The sequence below is a fragment of the Pseudomonas sp. PSKL.D1 genome (assembly GCF_028898945.1).
Lineage (GTDB): Bacteria > Pseudomonadota > Gammaproteobacteria > Pseudomonadales > Pseudomonadaceae > Aquipseudomonas.
Map to the genome: position 1 here is coordinate 5066414 of NZ_CP118607.1, position 18222 is coordinate 5084635.

The 18222-nt window shown below is 55.0% G+C and carries 18 protein-coding genes; 11 read left to right on the forward strand and 7 right to left on the reverse strand.

All coding sequences use genetic code 11. The features are described from left to right. Positions 1–100 precede the first annotated feature (100 nt). Both glyA and PVV54_RS22630 read left to right on the forward strand, forming a co-directional pair. Positions 101–1354 (forward strand): serine hydroxymethyltransferase, encoded by a 1254-nt coding sequence (gene glyA, locus PVV54_RS22625; RefSeq protein ID WP_274907367.1) that lies wholly within the window; start codon positions 101–103, stop codon positions 1352–1354. 98 nt (positions 1355–1452) lie between these two features. Beyond that, positions 1453–2409, forward strand: a complete 957-nt coding sequence (locus PVV54_RS22630; protein ID WP_274907368.1) for an arsenic resistance protein — start codon at positions 1453–1455, stop codon at positions 2407–2409. 62 nt (positions 2410–2471) lie between these two features. Here PVV54_RS22630 and PVV54_RS22635 read toward each other — a convergent pair whose 3' ends face one another. After that, entirely contained in the window at positions 2472–2813 is a 342-nt protein-coding gene (locus PVV54_RS22635; protein WP_274907369.1) for a hypothetical protein, read from the reverse strand. Positions 2814–3005: 192 nt separating this feature from the next. Here PVV54_RS22635 and PVV54_RS22640 point away from each other — a divergent pair, with 192 nt between their 5' ends. The 3 genes from PVV54_RS22640 to PVV54_RS22650 are packed head-to-tail and all read left to right on the forward strand — an operon-like array spanning position 3006 to position 3990. After that, the gene (locus PVV54_RS22640) at positions 3006–3356 is read left to right on the forward strand and encodes a metalloregulator ArsR/SmtB family transcription factor (protein WP_274907370.1); all 351 of its coding nucleotides are present in this window, start codon (positions 3006–3008) and stop codon (positions 3354–3356) included. Between the two features lie 35 nt (positions 3357–3391). After that, positions 3392–3862, forward strand: a complete 471-nt coding sequence (locus tag PVV54_RS22645) for an arsenate reductase ArsC (RefSeq protein WP_274907371.1) — start codon at positions 3392–3394, stop codon at positions 3860–3862. After that, positions 3862–3990, forward strand: coding sequence for a hypothetical protein (locus tag PVV54_RS22650; RefSeq protein ID WP_274907372.1), 129 nt, complete (start codon positions 3862–3864; stop codon positions 3988–3990). The genes PVV54_RS22645 and PVV54_RS22650 overlap by 1 nt, the downstream gene beginning before the upstream one ends. Here PVV54_RS22650 and PVV54_RS22655 read toward each other — a convergent pair. The 5 genes from PVV54_RS22655 to PVV54_RS22675 form a co-directional block, all read right to left on the reverse strand. After that, positions 3987–6422 (reverse strand): TonB-dependent siderophore receptor, encoded by a 2436-nt coding sequence (locus PVV54_RS22655; RefSeq protein WP_274907373.1) that lies wholly within the window; start codon positions 6420–6422, stop codon positions 3987–3989. The genes PVV54_RS22650 and PVV54_RS22655 overlap by 4 nt on opposite strands. An 89-nt stretch (positions 6423–6511) precedes the next feature. Beyond that, positions 6512–7477, reverse strand: coding sequence for a FecR domain-containing protein (locus tag PVV54_RS22660; RefSeq protein WP_274907374.1), 966 nt, complete (start codon positions 7475–7477; stop codon positions 6512–6514). Continuing rightward, the gene (locus PVV54_RS22665; protein WP_274907375.1) at positions 7474–8010 is read right to left on the reverse strand and encodes a sigma-70 family RNA polymerase sigma factor; all 537 of its coding nucleotides are present in this window, start codon (positions 8008–8010) and stop codon (positions 7474–7476) included. Before PVV54_RS22665 ends, PVV54_RS22660 begins: the two co-directional genes overlap by 4 nt. 174 nt (positions 8011–8184) lie before the next feature. Then, a complete protein-coding gene (locus tag PVV54_RS22670) occupies positions 8185–8424 on the reverse strand; it encodes a hypothetical protein (RefSeq protein WP_274907376.1) in 240 nt (79 codons plus the stop codon). A 600-nt stretch (positions 8425–9024) separates the two neighbouring features. After that, positions 9025–9264: a hypothetical protein gene (locus PVV54_RS22675; protein ID WP_274907377.1), complete on the reverse strand. Its 240-nt coding sequence runs from the start codon at positions 9262–9264 to the stop codon at positions 9025–9027. A gap of 1045 nt (positions 9265–10309) precedes the next feature. Between PVV54_RS22675 and PVV54_RS22680 the strand changes: the two genes are divergently transcribed. The 4 genes from PVV54_RS22680 to PVV54_RS22695 are packed head-to-tail and all read left to right on the forward strand — an operon-like array spanning position 10310 to position 14575. Further along, positions 10310–11635 (forward strand): serine/threonine protein kinase, encoded by a 1326-nt coding sequence (locus tag PVV54_RS22680; RefSeq protein ID WP_274907378.1) that lies wholly within the window; start codon positions 10310–10312, stop codon positions 11633–11635. 13 nt (positions 11636–11648) lie between these two features. Beyond that, positions 11649–12761: a UvrD-helicase domain-containing protein gene (locus PVV54_RS22685; RefSeq protein ID WP_274907379.1), complete on the forward strand. Its 1113-nt coding sequence runs from the start codon at positions 11649–11651 to the stop codon at positions 12759–12761. 2 nt (positions 12762–12763) lie between these two features. Then, entirely contained in the window at positions 12764–14116 is a 1353-nt protein-coding gene (locus PVV54_RS22690; protein WP_274907380.1) for a hypothetical protein, read from the forward strand. Further along, entirely contained in the window at positions 14117–14575 is a 459-nt protein-coding gene (locus PVV54_RS22695) for a hypothetical protein (RefSeq protein WP_274907381.1), read from the forward strand. It begins immediately after the preceding gene. A 271-nt stretch (positions 14576–14846) separates the two neighbouring features. Here the strand turns inward: PVV54_RS22695 and PVV54_RS22700 are convergent, their stop codons facing one another. Beyond that, positions 14847–15392: a hypothetical protein gene (locus PVV54_RS22700; protein ID WP_274907382.1), complete on the reverse strand. Its 546-nt coding sequence runs from the start codon at positions 15390–15392 to the stop codon at positions 14847–14849. A gap of 726 nt (positions 15393–16118) precedes the next feature. On the opposite strand from PVV54_RS22700, the gene PVV54_RS22705 reads away from it, so the two are divergent. Both PVV54_RS22705 and PVV54_RS22710 read left to right on the forward strand, forming a co-directional pair. Then, a protein-coding gene (locus PVV54_RS22705; protein ID WP_274907383.1) for an IS5 family transposase occupies positions 16119–16975 on the forward strand; the annotation gives its coding sequence in 2 pieces (ribosomal slippage) (positions 16119–16460 and positions 16463–16975; 855 coding nt in all). A gap of 144 nt (positions 16976–17119) precedes the next feature. Further along, positions 17120–17338, forward strand: a complete 219-nt coding sequence (locus PVV54_RS22710; RefSeq protein ID WP_274907384.1) for a hypothetical protein — start codon at positions 17120–17122, stop codon at positions 17336–17338. Positions 17339–18222 lie beyond the last annotated feature (884 nt).

Here is an 18222-nt window from a genome sequence, read left to right on the forward strand (position 1 = left end):
TGAAAGCCATTGGTCCGCGACTTGATGCCACTTCATATGCCATGCGCGGATCAATCGGTTAGAATGCCCCCCCAATTCAGCCCGATCCTTGAGGACCGCCATGTTCAGCCGTGATTTGACTATTGCCAAGTACGACGCCGAGCTCTTCGAAGCCATGCAGCAAGAAGCTCTGCGCCAGGAAGAGCATATCGAGCTGATCGCTTCTGAAAACTACACTAGCCCTGCCGTCATGGAAGCCCAAGGCTCCGTGCTGACCAACAAGTACGCCGAAGGCTACCCGGGCAAGCGCTACTACGGTGGTTGCGAGTACGTCGACATCGTTGAGCAACTGGCCATCGACCGCGCCAAAGAGCTGTTCGGCGCCGACTACGCCAACGTTCAGCCGCACGCTGGCTCCCAGGCCAACGCTGCTGTTTACCTGGCCCTGCTGTCGGCCGGTGACACCATCCTGGGCATGAGCCTGGCCCACGGTGGCCACCTCACCCACGGTGCCAGCGTTTCGTCCTCGGGCAAGCTGTACAACGCCATCCAGTACGGCATCGACGCCAACGGCCTGATCGACTACGACGAAGTCGAGCGCCTGGCTGTCGAGCACAAGCCAAAAATGATCGTTGCCGGCTTCTCGGCCTACTCGCAAGTGCTGGACTTCGCCCGCTTCCGCGCCATCGCCGACAAGGTAGGCGCCTACCTGTTCGTCGACATGGCCCACGTTGCCGGCCTGGTTGCCGCTGGCGTGTACCCGAACCCGGTGCCGTTCGCCGACGTGGTCACCACCACCACCCACAAGACCCTGCGTGGTCCACGTGGCGGCCTGATCCTGGCTCGCGCCAACGCCGACATCGAGAAGAAGCTGAACTCCGCCGTGTTCCCGGGCGCCCAAGGTGGCCCGCTGGAGCACGTCATCGCCGCCAAGGCCATCTGCTTCAAAGAGGCCCTGCAGCCTGAGTTCAAGGCTTACCAGCAACAAGTGGTGAAAAACGCCCAGGCCATGGCCAGCGTGTTCATCGAGCGTGGTTTCGACGTGGTTTCCGGCGGTACTCAAAACCACCTGTTCCTGCTGTCGCTGATCAAGCAGGAAATCTCCGGTAAGGACGCTGACGCTGCCCTGGGCAAAGCCTTCATCACCGTCAACAAAAACTCCGTGCCGAACGACCCACGTTCCCCGTTCGTTACCTCGGGCCTGCGTTTCGGCACCCCAGCCGTTACCACCCGCGGCTTCAAAGAAGCCGAGTGCAAGGAACTGGCCGGCTGGATCTGCGACATCCTGGCAGACCTGAACAACGAAGCGGTGATCGACGCCGTACGTGAGAAGGTCAAGGCCATCTGCAAGAAGCTGCCGGTTTACGGCAACTGATTGCTGATTGCTTGATGTGAAAAAGCCCGGCCCAGTGCCGGGCTTTTTCATTCTTTGAGTACACTGCCCGCTTTGCGCGCGCCAGCACAGGCCTCCTCGTGACCAGAGAACAACTCGAAACCCACCAGACCTCCATCTACTTTGCCGCCGTGCTCGCGGCCATGGCCTTCGGCCTGCTGGCTACAGACACCGCACGCCATCTGCAAGCCTTGGTCACCCCCGCCATTGCCGTGCTGATGTACGCGATGTTTCTGCAAATCCCCTTCCTCGACCTGCGCCAAGGCCTGGGCAACCGCCGCTTCATGGGTGCGCTGCTGCTCGCCAACTTCGTGCTGGTGCCACTGCTGGTATGGTTGGGCACACGTGGCCTGGTCGACCACCCAGCCATCTTGATCGGCGCCTTGCTGGTGCTGCTGACCCCGTGCATCGACTACGTCGTGGTGTTCACCCATCTCGGCAAAGGCGACGCCCGCCTCACCCTCGCTGCAACGCCCGTGCTGCTGTTGGTGCAGTTGATGCTGTTGCCGGTTTACCTGGCTGTAATGCTGGGCAACAACAGCGAAGTGACCCTCTCGATTGCCCCCTTTGTGGAAGCGTTCGTGCTGCTGATTGTATTGCCGATGATCCTGGCCGTGCTCACCAGCGCCAGCGCTCGCCGCTCGCTTGCCGCAGCTGCCTGGAACGATGCCTGGGCATGGATGCCGGTACCCGCGATGGCCTTGGTGCTGGTGGCCGTGATTGGCTCGCAGATTGCCGTGGTGCTGCGCGACTTCGACCGCTTGCTGCCGGTGGTCCCGGTGTACCTCGGCTTCATGCTGCTGGCGCCGGTGCTGGGCTTGGTATCGGCAAAGCTGTTCCGCTTGCCGGTGGCCGAAGCCCGCTCGGTTACATTCAGCGCGGCAACGCGGAACTCGCTGGTGGTATTACCCTTGGCGCTAGCCCTACCGGAAGACCTGCGCGGTTTGGCTGCAGCTGCCGTTATTACACAAACGTTGGTCGAGCTAGTGAGTGAATTGATCTACGTGCGCCTGGTGCCAACCCTGATTCGGACGTGATCCCTGCACGGTCGAGGTAGGAGCGGCTTCAGCCGCGAATGGGCTGCAAAGCAGCCCCAGCCCTACCCCGCCACCCGCAAATTATCCACATCCATCACCCGGCCAATATCAGCCGCAACGCCGGCAATTGCCCGGCACACGTTCATTGTTGCCAAGTCCGCATCAGCGCCCCGCTCAACCTGACAGCTATGCAGCCCTGTGGCACAGGTCACCACGTCACCCTTCAGCTGCAAACCAAGCACAGCCACCAACCGCATCGCATCGGCCCCATCGACGATAGGGTCCCACGCAAGCCATGCCACACAGTCCCCGAAGTCCCGGTAATAGCCAGCCGCCCCACCCTGGTAAACCAGCTCAATTCCAATGGACTTGGCCGAGAGCTCAATCAACTCGTTGTCTGTCACGCTGCCCACCACTCCCCAAGGCCCCAGCCCAAATAGCCATCAGATGGCTATCAACCGCGCGATTCTGTCAAACAACCTTGTTCCCAGCCAGTACCGGCTGGAAGGATCCCACGCCGACAACCAGCGCTTCACAAACTTCATTGATATATGCGCAAATCCGTATATTCAAATTTACACATGCGAAGCCAGCCCATGCCCCTTTCTCCTCCCGTAGTTTTCAAATGCCTGGGCGACGAAACCCGAGCCCGGATCATGCTGATGCTGTTTGCAGAAGGAGAACTGTGCGTATGCGAACTCATCTGGGCGCTGGATGACAATCAGCCGAAAGTCTCCCGCCACCTCGCCCAACTGCGGACGAGCGGCCTGCTGGAAGACCGACGCCAAGGCCAGTGGATTTACTACCGCCTTCACCCTCAACTGCCCGAGTGGGTCAACGGCGTGCTCCAGGTGACCCTGGAAGCGCATCGCGACTGGCTGGAAGGCGACAAGGTTCGCCTTGCCGCCATGGAAGGCCGCCCCGTTCGCCAAGTGGCGTGCTGTTGAAACGCCTCCACTCGCCCGCACTCCAGGAGCCCCCAATGAAAGTACTGTTCATGTGCACCGCCAACAGCTGCCGCAGCGTGTTGTCCGAAGGCTTGTTCAACCAAATGGCACCCGAGGGGATGATTGCCGTGAGTTCCGGCAGCCACCCAAGCGGCCGCCTGAACCCATGTGCCATCAGCACCTTGCAAAGCCTTGGCGTGGAAACATCCAGGCTCTACAGCAAAGGCTCCGACAGCTTCCAGAACGACCCGCCAGACATCGTGATCACCGTGTGCGACAACGCCAACGGCGAGCCCTGCCCCGTGTACTTCGGGCCCGCCGTCAAGAGCCACTGGGGCCTGCCCGACCCTTCGGACGTTCAAGGCAGTGATGAAGAAGTGCAAGCCGCCTTCGACGCCACCGTGGCTCACATCCGGCAACGCCTCAGCGCCTTCTTCGCCCTCAACCACAGCGCCATTGCCGCCGCAGAGCTCAAGCATGCGCTGGACCGGATTGGAGCCATTTGATGATCGACTTCACTCAGAAAACACCGCAAAACCTCCCCAACCTGGACCTGCCCCTGTTCGACGCCCCCACTGATGCCAAGCTCCCACAAAGCACCGCCAATGAGTTTGCCGGCGTATTAGCCAGTTAGAACCTTGCCCGCAGCGCCAGGTTGAAATTGCGCGGCTCGCCATAGAAGTTCCAATAGTTGGGGTTGCCCAGGGTCTGGTAATACTTCTTGTCGAACACGTTATCCAGGTTGTACTGCACTTCGAGGTTTTTGTTGATCTCGTAGATCGCGTGCAGGTTGGTCAGGTGGTAGGCGTCCTGCTGGATCTTGTAGTCTTCGCCGACTTCGGTTTGGGTCATCTTGCTTTGCGCATAGAAGCTGCCACCCACACGCAGCTGATTGAGCGCACCCGGCAGGCGGTAGTCGGTCGCAACCTTGAACAGGTGGCGGGGCGAGGCGCCGTTGAAGTCTTCGCCTTTCTGCTCACCACCGATGTACTTGGACTGGGTATAGGTGTACCCCGCCGATACGTTCCAGTCCGGCAGCACCTCACCTGTCAGCTCCAGCTCGATACCTTTGTTGCGCACCTTGTCGGATGCTCGGTAGCAGGCAAAGGTCTGCGCACAGGTCACCCGTTCGGCACGGCCTGTCTGGTCGGCCTGGAACAACGCCACGGAAGTTTGCAGGCGCTTGTCCAGGAACTCACCCTTCAAACCGATTTCGTAGTTGGTGCCGGTCATCGGCAGGAGCGTGTTGCCATCTGGGTCCTGCGAACTCTGCGGCTTGAAGATTTCGGTGTAGCTGGCGTAGGCCGACCAGTTTTCGTTCAGGTCCTGCACCAGGCCGGCATAAGGGGTGACTTCACCACTCTTGGAGAAGTGCTTATGGTCTGTGGCCTCACGCACGCCATTGGTGTCGTCCAGCGCATCGTGGCTGTAGCAGCTCCAGCGGCTGCCGAGGATGAGCGTGGTGCTATCGGTAAGGCTGAACCGGCTGGCCGCATATACGCCCTTCTGCTCCTGGGTGCGGTTGTATTGCCACTGGTTGACGTTGAGGGCGGTCGGGCTGGGCGGGTCGAACGCGGCCAGGTTGTTCATATCGACGATGTAGCGGTATGTGGCATCGCGCCCGCCGTGATAGTCAAAGTCGTCCTTGTTCCAGTTGCCGCCAACAATCAGCTCATGCTGGCGGCCCAGCAGCTGGAACGGGCCGGTGAAGTAACCGTCGATGCTGGTCTGAGTGTCATCGAAGTGAAAATGGCGCGGGTTGAGGGTGAACAGGTCGGTGCCGCCACCAGGGTAGGTGTAGTTGCCCAGAAAGTCCGACTTGGCCCACATCTGGTTCACCGCCACCACACCCTTCCAGCCGTTGGCGAAGGTGTGCTGGATATCGGCAAACACGGTGGTATTGCGCTTGTCCAGGTGGTTCCAGTCGCCGGTCAGCGAGGTAGAACGCGAAATTGGGTAGAACGCGCCGCTCTCCTGGCTGGGCAGGCCCGACCAGTCATAACCCGAGTTGCGGTCCTTCTGGTAGGTGAAACCGAAGGTGGCCAGGGTCGACTCATCCAGATCGGCTTCGACAATGCCGTAGATCAGCTGGTTTTCTTTCTGGGCAGTGTCCAGGTAGCTGTTGGCATTGTTGTAGGTAATGACCGAACGGCCGCGCAGGGTGCCTGCTTCGTTCAGCGGTGCAGACAGGTCGACCATGGTCTTGTAATCGTCCCACGAGCCGACCGAGGTCTCGATCAACGCCTGGCGCTCGGCCGTGGGCCGCTTGCGAATCAGGTTGATGGACGCCGACGGGTTACCCGCGCCTTCCATGAGCCCGGTGGCGCCGCGCACCACTTCCACACGGTCGTAGATGTCGGTGTTGGGCTTAGAGATGGTGTCCATCGAGTACGGGTTGCCGATGTTGGTCGGCACACCATCAATCTGCAGGTTTTCGACTGTCTGCCCACGGGCCTGATACAGAGAGCGCTCGCCGCCGTTCTTGATGATGGTGACGCCAGTGGCATTGCGCATCACGTCATCGAGGTTTTTCATGTTCTGGTCATCCATGCGCTGGCGGGTGACCACCGTGACCGACTGTGGCGTTTCGCGCAGGCTCATGGGTAGCTTTGTGGCGGTGGACGAACGCCCCGTGGCATAGGCCCCCGTACCCTCTGTCACATCGCCCAGGCCCTGACCGGAGATGGTGGTGCTGCCCAGGGTTACTGCACCCGCTGGGTCTTGGGCCTGACGCACCAACTGGAATTCCCGCTCGCCGGTACGCACCGCTTGCACACCACTGCCTGCCAGTATCTGTGCCAGCGCCTGCTCCACACTGGTAGCGTGCACCGCTTGGCTCTGCTTGTTGGTGGTGAGCGTGGCATCACCGCCAATCAACAAGCCGGCCTGGCTGGCCAGCAGGTTCAGTTGCCGCGCCAACGGCCCGGCCGGAATGTCATACACCACCCCTTGTGCCACTGCGCCGTTACTGTCGGCCTGGGCGGCAGCAGTGTGGCAGCCAAGGGCAAGGAGAATGGCCAGCGCCAACGGGTGATGGCGCGAGGAAGCAGAGTCGCGGAGCAGCATGAAGGGGTCCTTCCGGAAGTAGGATGAAGTAGCGTCATCCCACCAAGCGCATGAGCATCTCAAAACCAGAAAAAGAATTTTGATTTGTTTCAGTTCGGCTCGACGGAGACCCACCAAGGCAAGGTGCGCACTACCCGAATGGGCAGCGAACGCTCAAGCATTGCCAAGGTTCGGTCCGTGTCCAGCAACGGGAAGGTACCTACCGCACGCAAGCTGTTCAGCGAAGGGTCGATGCCCAGGTGCCCATGGCGGTAGTCGCGCAGCACGTCGATCACTTGGCCCAACGGCATGTCTTCTGCAACCAGCACTCCACGGCTCCAGTCCTGGCGCAAGGCTTGTGCAGCCGCGGATGTGCTGGCCTGATGCTCATCGAAAACCAGCATTTGCCCGGCGCCCAGTGTGGTTTGCAAACCACTGTCGGAACAGGTTGCCTGCACGGCGCCCTCGAACACGCTCAAGGTCGTTTCCAAACCCTGATCCCGCACGCTGAAGCGCGTGCCAAGCGGTTGCATGCGGCCTGCCCGCGTCACCACGGCCAAGGGCCGATGGTCTTTGCCGGTTTGAATCAGGATTTCACCGTGATACAGGCGAATCTGCCGCACGCCCTCATCAAACTGCACATCCAGCGCCGTTTGGCCGTTCAGCCACAGCTGGCTCCCATCGGCCAGAGTGAGCGGCCGCACTTCGCCCAAACCGGTGCGGTAAGTGGCAAACCAGGCCCGTGGCGAGTCCACCCAACCCCGCTGCCAGCTGCCCCACCCCAACAGCCCTGCTGCACCTGCCACGCAGAGGCTGCCAAGCACGGTACGGCGCGATTGCTGGCTACGGCGCACGCTGTCGAACACCCGCCGCGCCTGTTCTGTTTGGCCGTTGAGGGCACCGAAACGCTGGTTGATGTTTTCTACATAGGACCAGGCCAGGCGGTGGCGCGCATCCTCGTTCAGCCAGGCACGCCATTGTGCGTTGACAGCAGGGTCATGCTTCGCTGCGTACAGCCGCGCAAACCACCCGGCAGCCGCTTGCAGCACGGCATGGTCGAGTTGTGCCCTGCTCATGTCAACGCTTCATCCAGTTGCACTTCCAGCAGCAAGCACTGGTACATCGCCTGGGCCAGGTACGTGTTCACGCTACGCTCGCTCACGCCCAGTTGCTCGGCGATCTCGCGTTGCTTCATGCCGTGCAGCTGCGCCATGAAAAACGCCTCGGCCACCCGCTTGGGCATGCGTTCGAACATCGCCTGCAATTGCGCCAACGTTTCGAGGATGACGGCCTGATGCTCCAGCGATGGCACCAGGTGCTCTGGCTGGGCTGCCAGCACTTCCAGGTAGGCCTGTTCCACCCGCCGCCGCCGCCAGAAATCCACACAGGCATTGCGCGACATGCGCCCCAAGTACGCACGGGCATGCTCGTGGTCATTGAAGGCGCGGGGTTTGGTCAGCAACCGCACAAACACATCCTGCGCCAGCTCCGCTGCATCATGGGCATTACCGAGCTTGCGCTGCAGCCACTGGCGGATCCAGCCGTGGTGGGCACGGTAGAGTGCCTCCAGTTCGAAACCCGGAGCTGGAGCACTGGGAGGGGCATTCATGGGGGGAGGCCATTGTGCTAATAGGAATTATTAGCAATGGTAGCTTGGATGAATGGGGGTGGGCAATTAGCTGCAGTGCAGCCCCAATCCAGCCAACACAAATCAAAAAGAGATTGATAGGCACGCCAAGCATGCCTATCCAGGCAATGCACAATTACAAGCGACTGGCCCGAGCTACACCAAGGCCTCGCCCTCGACCGAAGCCCCCTTTAGCGCCCCCAGCTTTCCACATTGCTCACTGGCCAGCCGACTGATGATGCGAATCGCCTGATGAATGCCGGCAGTATTGCGAAAGCTCAGCCGAGGGTTGTGCTCGCATTCCAGCATCTCGTCGTGCTGGACCAGCGCTTCACCAAGCAGTTCGAGGGTCCAGGCGTAGCTTTGAATGGTGGAGAGGTGTTCAAGGTCAGTCATGGGGCACCTGCCTTGGGGTTGGCTTTGGGCGGGGGGCGGTGCAGATGGGGTAGAAACGGTGAGGCTCCGGGGCTGGCGGTTGACGGCGGCGGAGGAGAACGGATGCGAGGATCCGTAAGGGATTTATGGTGGGCATGCATGAGTTCCTTTCGTTGTGGAACTGCCACCGCTCGCGGCCAAGCAAGTTGTGGTGGCAGCAGTACGCGGGTTGGCCGACCGGGACGAAAGGGGCCCGGCACACCCGAAGGTGTCCCGCGCACCACTGCCATAGCGCGACATCGCGGGCACAAAAAAAGCGCCTGCGATGAAGACTGGGCGCTGATGCGCCTTTCGATTCCGACCGGCCAAGGTCGCATCGCCGATGCTTCGGCGACTGGGGCAATTTATCCCCAGTCAGTCGCTTTCGCAAGTTTCCTTGGCCTGCGAAACGGCAACGCGGCTTGTATGACTGACAACCTCCACTGTCCGCCATGCACGATTTGTGTAGGAGCGGATTCATCCGCGATAGGCTGCAAAGCAGCCTCATACGATCTGAAACCATTAATAGGCACACCAAGCATGCCTATCTCAACAATGCACAAATGCAAAAACTCGCCCGACTTACACCAAAGCCTCGTCCTCGACCGAAGCCCCCTTCAGCGCACCCAGCTTTCCACATTGCTCACTGGCCAGGCGGCTGATGATGCGAATCGCCTGATGAATGCCGGCAGTATTGCGAAAGCTCAGCCGAGGGTTGTGCTCGCATTCCAGCATCTCGTCGTGCTGGACCAGCGTTTCACCAAGCAGTTCGAGGGTCCAGGCATAGCTTTGAATGGTGGAGAGGCGTTCAAGGTCAGTCATGGGGCACCTGCCTTGGGGTTGGCTTTGGCCGGGGGGCGGTGCAGATGGGGTAGAAACGGTGAGGCTCCGGGGCTGGCGGTTGACGGCGGCGGAGGAGAACGGATGCGAGGATCCGTAAAGGATTTATGGTGGGCATGCATGACGCTCCAAGTTTTGGTTGGAACTGCCACGATCCTTCCTACGGGATTGGGTGGCAGCTGTGTGCGGGGTAGGAATACCGGGAAACTTGGAAACCCGGCCAAGCCGAAGCCTGCCCACACACAGCCGCCATGACAGGGCACGGCTGGCACAAAAAAAGCGCCAGCTGTGGTCAGGGGCGCCTAGTGCGTGCGCCAAGTTTACCAACGGGTTCCTACGCCCGGTCGCGGAATTTGCCGCGACTTGGGGAATTTATTCTCATTGTGGATGCTGGGCAAGCTTTAAATTTGTAGGAAATTTCTCTGAATTCAGCACGAATGACTTCGATTGAGTCGTTAAGTGCTAAAAATCCGGAGAGTCTGATGGGTATCCCTTGAATGACATTAATCTCTAAAAAAGGTGCGTCGGGGTTGCTCCCTGCACGAGTCTGCTGGAAGCGTTTTGGATAAGACCAAACGGGGGTCTTAATAAGATTGTTGCGGAGACAGGAATCGAAGCTTCATGCGACTACTTGATATATATCTACTATTCAGTAATTACAGGAATAATTATCTCAATTTCTACCCTTTTAAGGATAGCCGATAGCAGAACTGAGAAGCTGCGAAGAAATTATGTATGCACAACAACTGATTGCAAAATTCAATCAATATGACATGATCAATAGCTATTAATAATCATATGCCGATTTACTGTCGTGAAATAAAATCCTTAATTTTCAATGTGTTATATGTAAATTCGCATCGTACGAAGAAAGAATGATGGCCCCAAGCTAGCACCGCTCAAAAAAAACCTAGATAATCGAAAATTGCACTCTTCTTACTTAATCGGTTGGCTCAAGCTTACTCAAGCACTCAGCCGGAATTGCTTTTTGTAGGTTGGCAGTTGTTAGCTAGCGAAAGGGACTTTTATGGTAGACGTGCGTAATCTGATTGGGGGTGATTTTAAAGGATGGACCCTGACAAGAGAACTGGGCCGTGGAGCTGATGGAATTGTATACTTAGCTACTAAAGATAAAGAAATTAGAGCTGTAAAGCTATTTTTTCCAGAGTCTCTACAAAAAAATGGGCTAGAAGAGCAACTGGAAAGGTTGGAGCTGCAAATATCTTTATCGGGCAGTAAACAGCACCCAAATCTTGTAGAGGTTTTTGAGGGTGGCCTCTGCGAAGAAACAGGGGCCATGTATCTCTTCATGGAGTTCGTCCCTGGGCAAACTTTAGACAATGTAATTGGTAAATTCCCACCTACGTCTATAGCTCCTCTCATCTCCCAGCTAGCAAGCGCGGCTTGCTTCCTAGAAACTAAGAACCTAGTTCATCGCGACATCAAACCAGCTAATATCATTGTCAATGATGATTTTACTACACTTTGCTTGCTGGATTTGGGGATCGTTTATGATTCCATTAAAGACGAGGCTGGCGACTCTCGACTTTCCGGTGATGAATTTGTTGCGTCTCTACGTTATAGCCCACCAGAATTCGTCTGGAGACGCGAAGCGAGCTCTGACAGCAATGCATGGCGTGCAATTACCTTTTATCAAATAGGCGCAACCATTTATGAAATGGTTGAAGGGCGATGTTTATTTGATGGCCACGATAAACCGAGGGCCTGTTTGTATGACTCGGTAAGGTGGAGGACTCCGATTTTTTCAGAGACAGCATCAGAAGACTGGATAATACAATTAGCACAATCGTGTTTAGTTAAAGATTGGCGAGAAAGAGTTTCCCTCATTGACTGGTCTAGTTTTTCAGGCCCGACTGAGTCGGCGGACTTTTCGCAATTACGACGTTCCATCAGGCTCAGGCAAATACACTCGGACGAAAAGAAAGTGCTTGACAAAGAGATCAGCCCAATTGATTCCGGCATAGCTCTCAGAAAGTCCCTGTGGGAAATCCAAGGCAGAGTTTTTATTGAAGTCAGACAATTTCTAATTTCAGAGAAAATCTTCCCTAGATTTAGCGGAAATCATAAAAGTACATCAGATACAGAATATCTACTTCAATACGTTTTCGAGATTGATGAGAGGCTCAACTTTGATAAATCTCTCGAGTTTCACATCGTCCTTAGCTTGCCTGGTACAAACCAGCAGAGCATAGAGACATCAATCTCCGCAATGGTCAATGGTGAGTTGATCTTCAAAGGGTTGTGGCTAGAGGTTTTCTCGGTAGAGAAAATTTCTGAGCGATGCAAGCTGGCCCTGTACACGGTAGCGGACAAGATAGTGCCTGTGGCTTAAGGAGCAAGGAAAGATGAGTGCATTCTGGATAGGCGAAGGCGATTTAGATGAATTTCAGAAAAAAGCAGTTGGAGGAATGGGCGCTGATGCAAGTTTCTTACTAACTGGTCCTGCTGGGTCTGGAAAAACCAACATATTACTACTTAGATCAAAGTGGTTAAAACTTAAGAACATAAGCAATTTCAAGATAGTAGTATTCACCGCTAGCCTGAAAGAATTCTTTCAGCACGGGTGTGCTCAGTACAACATACCCGGCGACTATGCCGTCACCGCCATGCAGCTGTTCCGAGACTTACTTGCAGAGTACAGCTTGGAATGTGACAGCACCGGAAACTTCGAAGAGGATCGAACTTTACTTGCTGGCATTCTAAAGTCATTCATAACGGACAATAACATTCATAACATTTTTGAGGCGCTATTAATTGACGAGGCTCAAGACTATAGCGATACAGAACTATTCATATTCAGAGCGCTAGCAGAAAGACTAATTATCGCCGCTGACTCCAGGCAGTCGATTTATCGGGTAGCACAAACCCCCGGCCTGATGGAAAGTTTAGTAGACGGGAATACCGTCAAACTAAAGTACCATTACCGAAGCGGGCACAATATATGCCAAGTCGCCGACGGCATAAACAAAGACCATACAACATACCCACACATAACGGGCGAGTGCAAATATGATGAATCCGCCCGCCCATCTTCTGTACACATAATGAAATGCGACAATCTGCAATCTCAAATTGCCGAAATAATTTCAAAGCTTCGTGATGAGTTACTTTTATACCCTGGAGAAAAGCTCGGCGTTTTCTTTCCTAAAGCAAACCAAGTTGCGGAGTTTAAGAACTCACTAGCCGCATCCAACGTTTCAGATAAGGACCGAATCATAGTCTGGACCCTCCACTCTAGCAAAGGCTGGGAATTTAGATCTGTGCACATGGGAGGGTGCGAATCGCTATCTCAGATGCGTGCGACGCAGAAGAGACTAGCCTATACTGGAATTCTTCGAGGTAAAACTTCAGTAAGCCTATACTACTCTGGTAATATCCCCGGGTATCTAGAAAGCGCTCTTCGGGTTTTGTCACCTCCCGCTGAAGATCCTACCTTCGACACCTTATTTGGAGCTTGAAGATGCTTGTTGAAAGCTGGCTGGACTTAAACGAAATCATCCAAAGTGGCAACTCCGAAAAGGGGATCAAAGAAGATCTATTCGAATATTCTGTACCTTTAAAAACAACAAAGCATCAGTGCTTTGAAAACAAAGACCCAGACCTGCTTCAACTTCCAATCTTTGTCGTTCCAAACAATGATGATCTGGAGACTTTTTTCGCGGACATCGCTACGTATCATTCTTCTATCTCTCCAGTATCCTCATACATTCATGTTTGCAGTAATCAAACAGCCAAAAATTTGCTCTTAGGCAGTAAGAAAGCCTACAAAGCCAACAAACCGAGCGAGCACAAGTTAAAGCTATACTTAGCTTGCGTACTCGGAGAGGTCATATCCTGCGCACTGCGTGAAAACAAGACGCTCAGCTCAGGCGTAATTAATTACGCCACTTGTACACAATCCGCCACATTTACAATGGCACGCACAAACATTCTTTATCCATGGGTGCAACCTGAGTGCATAGCAAAAAAACTGGTACTTGCTCACACAATCTTGAAAAACGACATAAGCTTTCCGTCGGTAGATTTGGCCCATGACTTCTTAAGCTTGTCAAATAAGGTTACCAAGCCTGTTAAGAAAATATCTCCTGACTTTACAGATCTCAATGACTCCCTTGTTGCTTTCATTTGTGGAGCTATCACTGACCGTCAACTCAGCGAGAAATTTATTGAAAGTTTTGACATAGGCTCTGAGGCTGCCGTCATATCGGGCCCGTTCAACAACAGAATTACTGGATTTAATTCACTGGCATCTACCATAGAGCAAACCAACTTATCCAATAAGTTGAAGTCAGCATGCATCGCCTATTACTGCAACAAAATACTTCCAGGCTCTTTAAATCACGCAGAAGTCTTAAGAAGCAAAATCAGTACCTTCCCAGACATTGTATTTTGGTATTCAATTTTTGCCTTCCTGTCGCATGAGTTCGACATGAAAACTATCGCTTTTGGGTCATGCGTAAAAGTAGCACGTGATTTGATTTCTCCAATTGACTTCGAAGCGAGACCATCTAGCGACATATCAATTGACGAGCTTGAAATACTATCACGACTGACACTGAAAGCATCTGTCATAAAACCTCGACACAAAAGACTAATTAGAGTCTCCCTAATGCCCGGCGTGGAAGTTGAGTTAACTTTTGCCGACTCAGAATCTAAAGATAAGAAACCTGAAATTTATCAGACAAAATACGATTCCAAAAAAATCAGATCGCTTTTATTTGAGGCTTTAGACTTACTGGACGAAAGAAAAGCTCGTTACGAACTAGATGATCGGACATATCCACGAACAACAAGTAAAAAACGAGAATTCTAAATGTCGACATTTGAGGAACTTCCTTTTTACAGAGGATTCAGCGCAAGGCATGATTTATCAAGCCCCAAGCTGCACTTTACGCGCAAGGATCGACGCGCAAGGGATATAAAGCCCGAAATTCACTCGTCAGCGGATGAATGGTTTACTACCAATTTCGGAATCGCCTACCGAAGTCAATCAGTTTTTGTCACTTCAGACCTAAATGTGGCTTTAGCATATGCAGACTCTCCATTGCATGTCGGTAGGATAATTCCCGTTGGCGACTATCGCTTTTGTTGGTCTAAACAAGTCAGAGACATGATGCAATTGTTCATCGGCGGATGCGCCCCGGAAAATATCCATAAAGAACTCGACGGGGCTAATTACATTGAAGGAGACCTCGAAGCCGCGCACAGAAGTGGTCATGAAGTAATGTTGTTTTGCGATACATATTATTCATCCCCGATAGTAATCAATTGACCAGATTCAGATTCCAAATCTGCCTCCTAGGGCGTCTTCAAATTTCACTAGGCGCCTCCCCTTCTATCCCGAACTATCCGACAAAGACCATGCACAGATCGCACTCGTCCTGGTGAAGCGTCCCCCCCGGTGTGAGCTGGCGGCAAACTTTTGCTCCTTACTGGAGCTTTCAGGGGCGCCTCTAAGCTGATGTCAAAGAAAACCCCGCTTGGTAGCGGGGCATCGGTAGGTACACCTGGGCGTCGGATTTTCAGCAATCAAAAGCGAAGACTTACAGGTAGTGGGCAAGCGCCTCTGCCAACGATTCTTCGCTTAGCGGCCGCTCAGAAGATGGAACGTTGTCAAAAATATTGAGGTACGTAGCAATGCTCCAGCTCTCAGTCGGATGCAGAGATCGGCTGATCAAGAAGCGCTTATCGTCGCCGATCAATCCGACACGGCCATCCGTACCTGACACAAACAAGCCAATATTTTGCACCACAGCTGTTTTGCGGTTGATCTCCAGAATCAGCATCGGCGCCTGATAGCTCACAGAAACGCCAGGGTTAGGGCTCTCCTGCTTAAGCGCAGAATGGCGGGTAATCTTCACAACCCCTGCCTCAACCAGTGGGCTAATCCAGCTTTCCAGTTGATCGAAGAGAGCAATGAGCGCTTGAGCCCACTGCTGTGCCTGCTCATTAGCGGGTGCACTGGCGGCCGCGTCCTGTTCTCGCTTGAGGCGCAAAGCCTCTGCCAATTTATCCATGCTCGACATAATTCGTCCACGACGTGTTCCGGTAAGCGGCTCAATGCGCGCGAGTGCATGTTCATCCAACATCAAGTTGGTTTCAAGCCTTGCAGTGGTTCGCCCACCAATGCCATGTCGGTCACCCCATCCGCCGACTTCCGGTCCTCGCCCCACGTCATCCCGCCAAGAATGTTGAGTGTTATCAGGGATCAAGGCCCCTGCGACCTGTGGGGAATGTCCACTACGCGGGACTGGCGGCTCCTTACGACCGGGAGCAAGGGCATCTCATGATCTGGCCTCCTGAGCACCGTTACCGGTGGGCGGGTGGAGGCAGCATTGGCTGACGAGACCAGTGCCTGAAGATCCTGAGCCAAGTGCAAGCAGCAATGCGATGACCGGGGCATGCCTGACTGTCAGTCAGGTGCAGTCCATTCCCTGGTCTGCGGCACCATCATCTACAGCGCTGTTGCTGGTGACATCGGCGTTTGTCACGCCGATTGTCACGAGGGGAATTGCCGCACAGCCATGTGCGATGAGGGCTGCAGCAGTGGTAGAAGTGCCCGTCTCTTTCCAGAAAAAAAGACGGGCACAGGTTGGCGCAATATTCGGCCAAGCGGATGGCTTGCTTCAGGGCAGCGCATTACGATTTATCAGGCGCACGAGACCCGCAGATGTAACGAACGTAAATCACTGGAAAGAGGATCGCGCGAGTCCCCAGCCTTAGGCTCTGTACGAAATCCCGAGAAACCCAATCGCCACCCTTCGGACGCTGAATTTCTGTAGGGTTCCCGGCCATCTACGGAAAGGAATTCTGTGATGGCAAAGCGTTACGAACTCTCGGATGAGGCTTGGACTGTGGTCGCCGATCTCTTCACAGAAACCCATTGCCGGGGGCGGCCCCGCCTGAGCGACCGTCTGATGCTCGATGGCGTGCTTTGGGTACTTTGTTCGGGTGCAGCGTGGCGAGATATGCCGGAACGCTTTGGCCCTTGGTCAACGGTGTATCAACGGTTCCGGGGCTGGCGAAACCAGGGCACATTCGATCAGATGCTCAAACGCTTGCACCTGAGACTGAATGAGCAAGGCTTGATTGATTTGCAAACCTGGATGATCGACTCAACCGCAGTACGCGCAACCCGAGCCTCTTCTGGCGCCGGGAAAAAAGGGGGCCTGACGAGCCTGCCGATCACGCTCTAGGCCGCAGTCGCGGTGGCCTGACAACCAAGATTCACATGCTCTGCGACGCCAACGGGACACCGTTGCGCTTCCTCCTCTCTGGCGGCCAAGCCAGTGACATCAGCTACGCGCAACCTCTGCTGGACGAAGTCAGCATTCCATCGAGCCAACGAGGCCGCCCGCGTAAACGCTGCAAGTGGTTGCTTGCCGACAAGGGCTACGACGCCGAAGCGCTGCGCCGCTACTGCGACCAATATCGAATGCAACCCGTCATTCCGATGCGTTCGATGAAGCGCAAGCCCAAGCCTGGCTTACCCAGGCTGTTTGACCGCCCCAAGTATCGACAGCGCAACATCATCGAACGCATGTTCGGCTGGCTGAAAGAGAACCGCCGGATCGTGACACGCTTCGACAAGCTCGCAAAAAGCTATGCCGCCATGGTCTCGCTGGCTTGTTCCATGCGATGTTTGCGACATCTCTTTTCGTACAGAGCCTAAAGCACCACCGCAGGTGTGCAGCCGCCCTAATAGGTTCGCCCCATTCACCATGGTCGGCACCACAACAACCCCAATAAAGGCCATGTGATAGCATCGGCGTGCCCCTGGAGGGGTAATAACCGAAACCCGCAAGGAATAAGCCCTGTGAAAGACTTCGTCATCAGCGTCAACAACACCGTCCTCTACGTCTCCCTGGCCGTGATTTGGCTGTTCGCCTTCATCGCCATGTTCACCAGCGGCTTCCTACCGGCCCTGGGCATTTTCGTAGTCGGCAGCTTGGTTTGGTGCATTGTTTCGGGCTTCTGGTTTGTTCAGTCTGCTACCTATGATGAACTGCGCAAGCTGAACGCCAGTAAAGAGTGAAAGCATCAGGGTGGTATCGCGAGCTGAGAGATTGGCGTTGTGCCGCGCAAGCCTGTAACTGAATAGCTCACTCCGCTGCCGGCTCGTTCTGGAGACTTTGAAGGCATGCTTGATTGATCCGCCTGGCATCTGCGCGGGCTGGGTTGAAGCTTGGTCGCAAAGGCAGTTTGGTGGCACGGGCTTCGCTCGTGATCGCGGATAAATCCGCTCCTACAGGGATTGCGCCAGCCTATCGTGGATGTGATTGGGTGCTGGGGCCGCCATGGGCCCTTTCCGATCGGGCCGGCACCCCGGCAAGGACGCTTAGCCATCACGATTACCTGTGCGTCTTCACAGGTTGTCGAGAGGCTTCGGGATGAACCCATGCTCCCGCAACGCCTTGTCACCCCAGCACCAGATAAGTCATGAGCGATTGATCTGCCTGTATCGGCGCTACGGTGGTACAGGCAGGATTACGCTTGGATGGAATACGTGTTGGATTCCACAGGCTTCGCTTGTGTTCGCGGCGTGCAAGGGCGGTTGAGGGGGCATCTGTCTCGAAGCAAACGAGCAGGGGATGATTGCACAGGGCGTTCAGCGGTGGTGCAGGGATTGCCGGGGCCGCTTTGCGGCCCTTTCGCGACACAAGGCCGCTCCTACAAGGGGAGGCGAGCACCGCGCCTCGCTCTAGGCTTCGCGGTTCATTGAATTTCTCTGGTATGACTCACTGCCGCTCACCGTGATGAAAAAGTCTTGGCCTTCCAGAAATTAACTCAAACAGGTAAAGACACTATCTGGAAAAATTCCGGAAAATCCCCCGAAAACATTGGGCGAAAGGCAAACAGCGGAAAGTCATTATCTTAAAAATGCCGTAACCAGAACTCGAATGGGAGCGGTATGCCAGT

What these genes read in the sequence shown, in the direction of transcription:
- PVV54_RS22645 (WP_274907371.1), top strand. Translation starts at nt 3,392, where the DNA reads ATGAAAGTACTGTTCATGTGCACCGCCAACAGCTGCCGCAGCGTGTTG.
- glyA (WP_274907367.1), top strand. Translation starts at nt 101, where the DNA reads ATGTTCAGCCGTGATTTGACTATTGCCAAGTACGACGCCGAGCTCTTC.
- PVV54_RS22690 (WP_274907380.1), top strand. Translation starts at nt 12,764, where the DNA reads ATGCTTGTTGAAAGCTGGCTGGACTTAAACGAAATCATCCAAAGTGGC.
- PVV54_RS22640 (WP_274907370.1), top strand. Translation starts at nt 3,006, where the DNA reads ATGCCCCTTTCTCCTCCCGTAGTTTTCAAATGCCTGGGCGACGAAACC.
- PVV54_RS22700 (WP_274907382.1), bottom strand. Translation starts at nt 15,392, where the DNA reads ATGTTGGATGAACATGCACTCGCGCGCATTGAGCCGCTTACCGGAACA.
- PVV54_RS22655 (WP_274907373.1), bottom strand. Translation starts at nt 6,422, where the DNA reads ATGCTGCTCCGCGACTCTGCTTCCTCGCGCCATCACCCGTTGGCGCTG.
- PVV54_RS22680 (WP_274907378.1), top strand. Translation starts at nt 10,310, where the DNA reads ATGGTAGACGTGCGTAATCTGATTGGGGGTGATTTTAAAGGATGGACC.
- PVV54_RS22695 (WP_274907381.1), top strand. Translation starts at nt 14,117, where the DNA reads ATGTCGACATTTGAGGAACTTCCTTTTTACAGAGGATTCAGCGCAAGG.
- PVV54_RS22650 (WP_274907372.1), top strand. Translation starts at nt 3,862, where the DNA reads ATGATCGACTTCACTCAGAAAACACCGCAAAACCTCCCCAACCTGGAC.
- PVV54_RS22685 (WP_274907379.1), top strand. Translation starts at nt 11,649, where the DNA reads ATGAGTGCATTCTGGATAGGCGAAGGCGATTTAGATGAATTTCAGAAA.
- PVV54_RS22670 (WP_274907376.1), bottom strand. Translation starts at nt 8,424, where the DNA reads ATGACTGACCTTGAACACCTCTCCACCATTCAAAGCTACGCCTGGACC.
- PVV54_RS22675 (WP_274907377.1), bottom strand. Translation starts at nt 9,264, where the DNA reads ATGACTGACCTTGAACGCCTCTCCACCATTCAAAGCTATGCCTGGACC.
- PVV54_RS22660 (WP_274907374.1), bottom strand. Translation starts at nt 7,477, where the DNA reads ATGAGCAGGGCACAACTCGACCATGCCGTGCTGCAAGCGGCTGCCGGG.
- PVV54_RS22665 (WP_274907375.1), bottom strand. Translation starts at nt 8,010, where the DNA reads ATGAATGCCCCTCCCAGTGCTCCAGCTCCGGGTTTCGAACTGGAGGCA.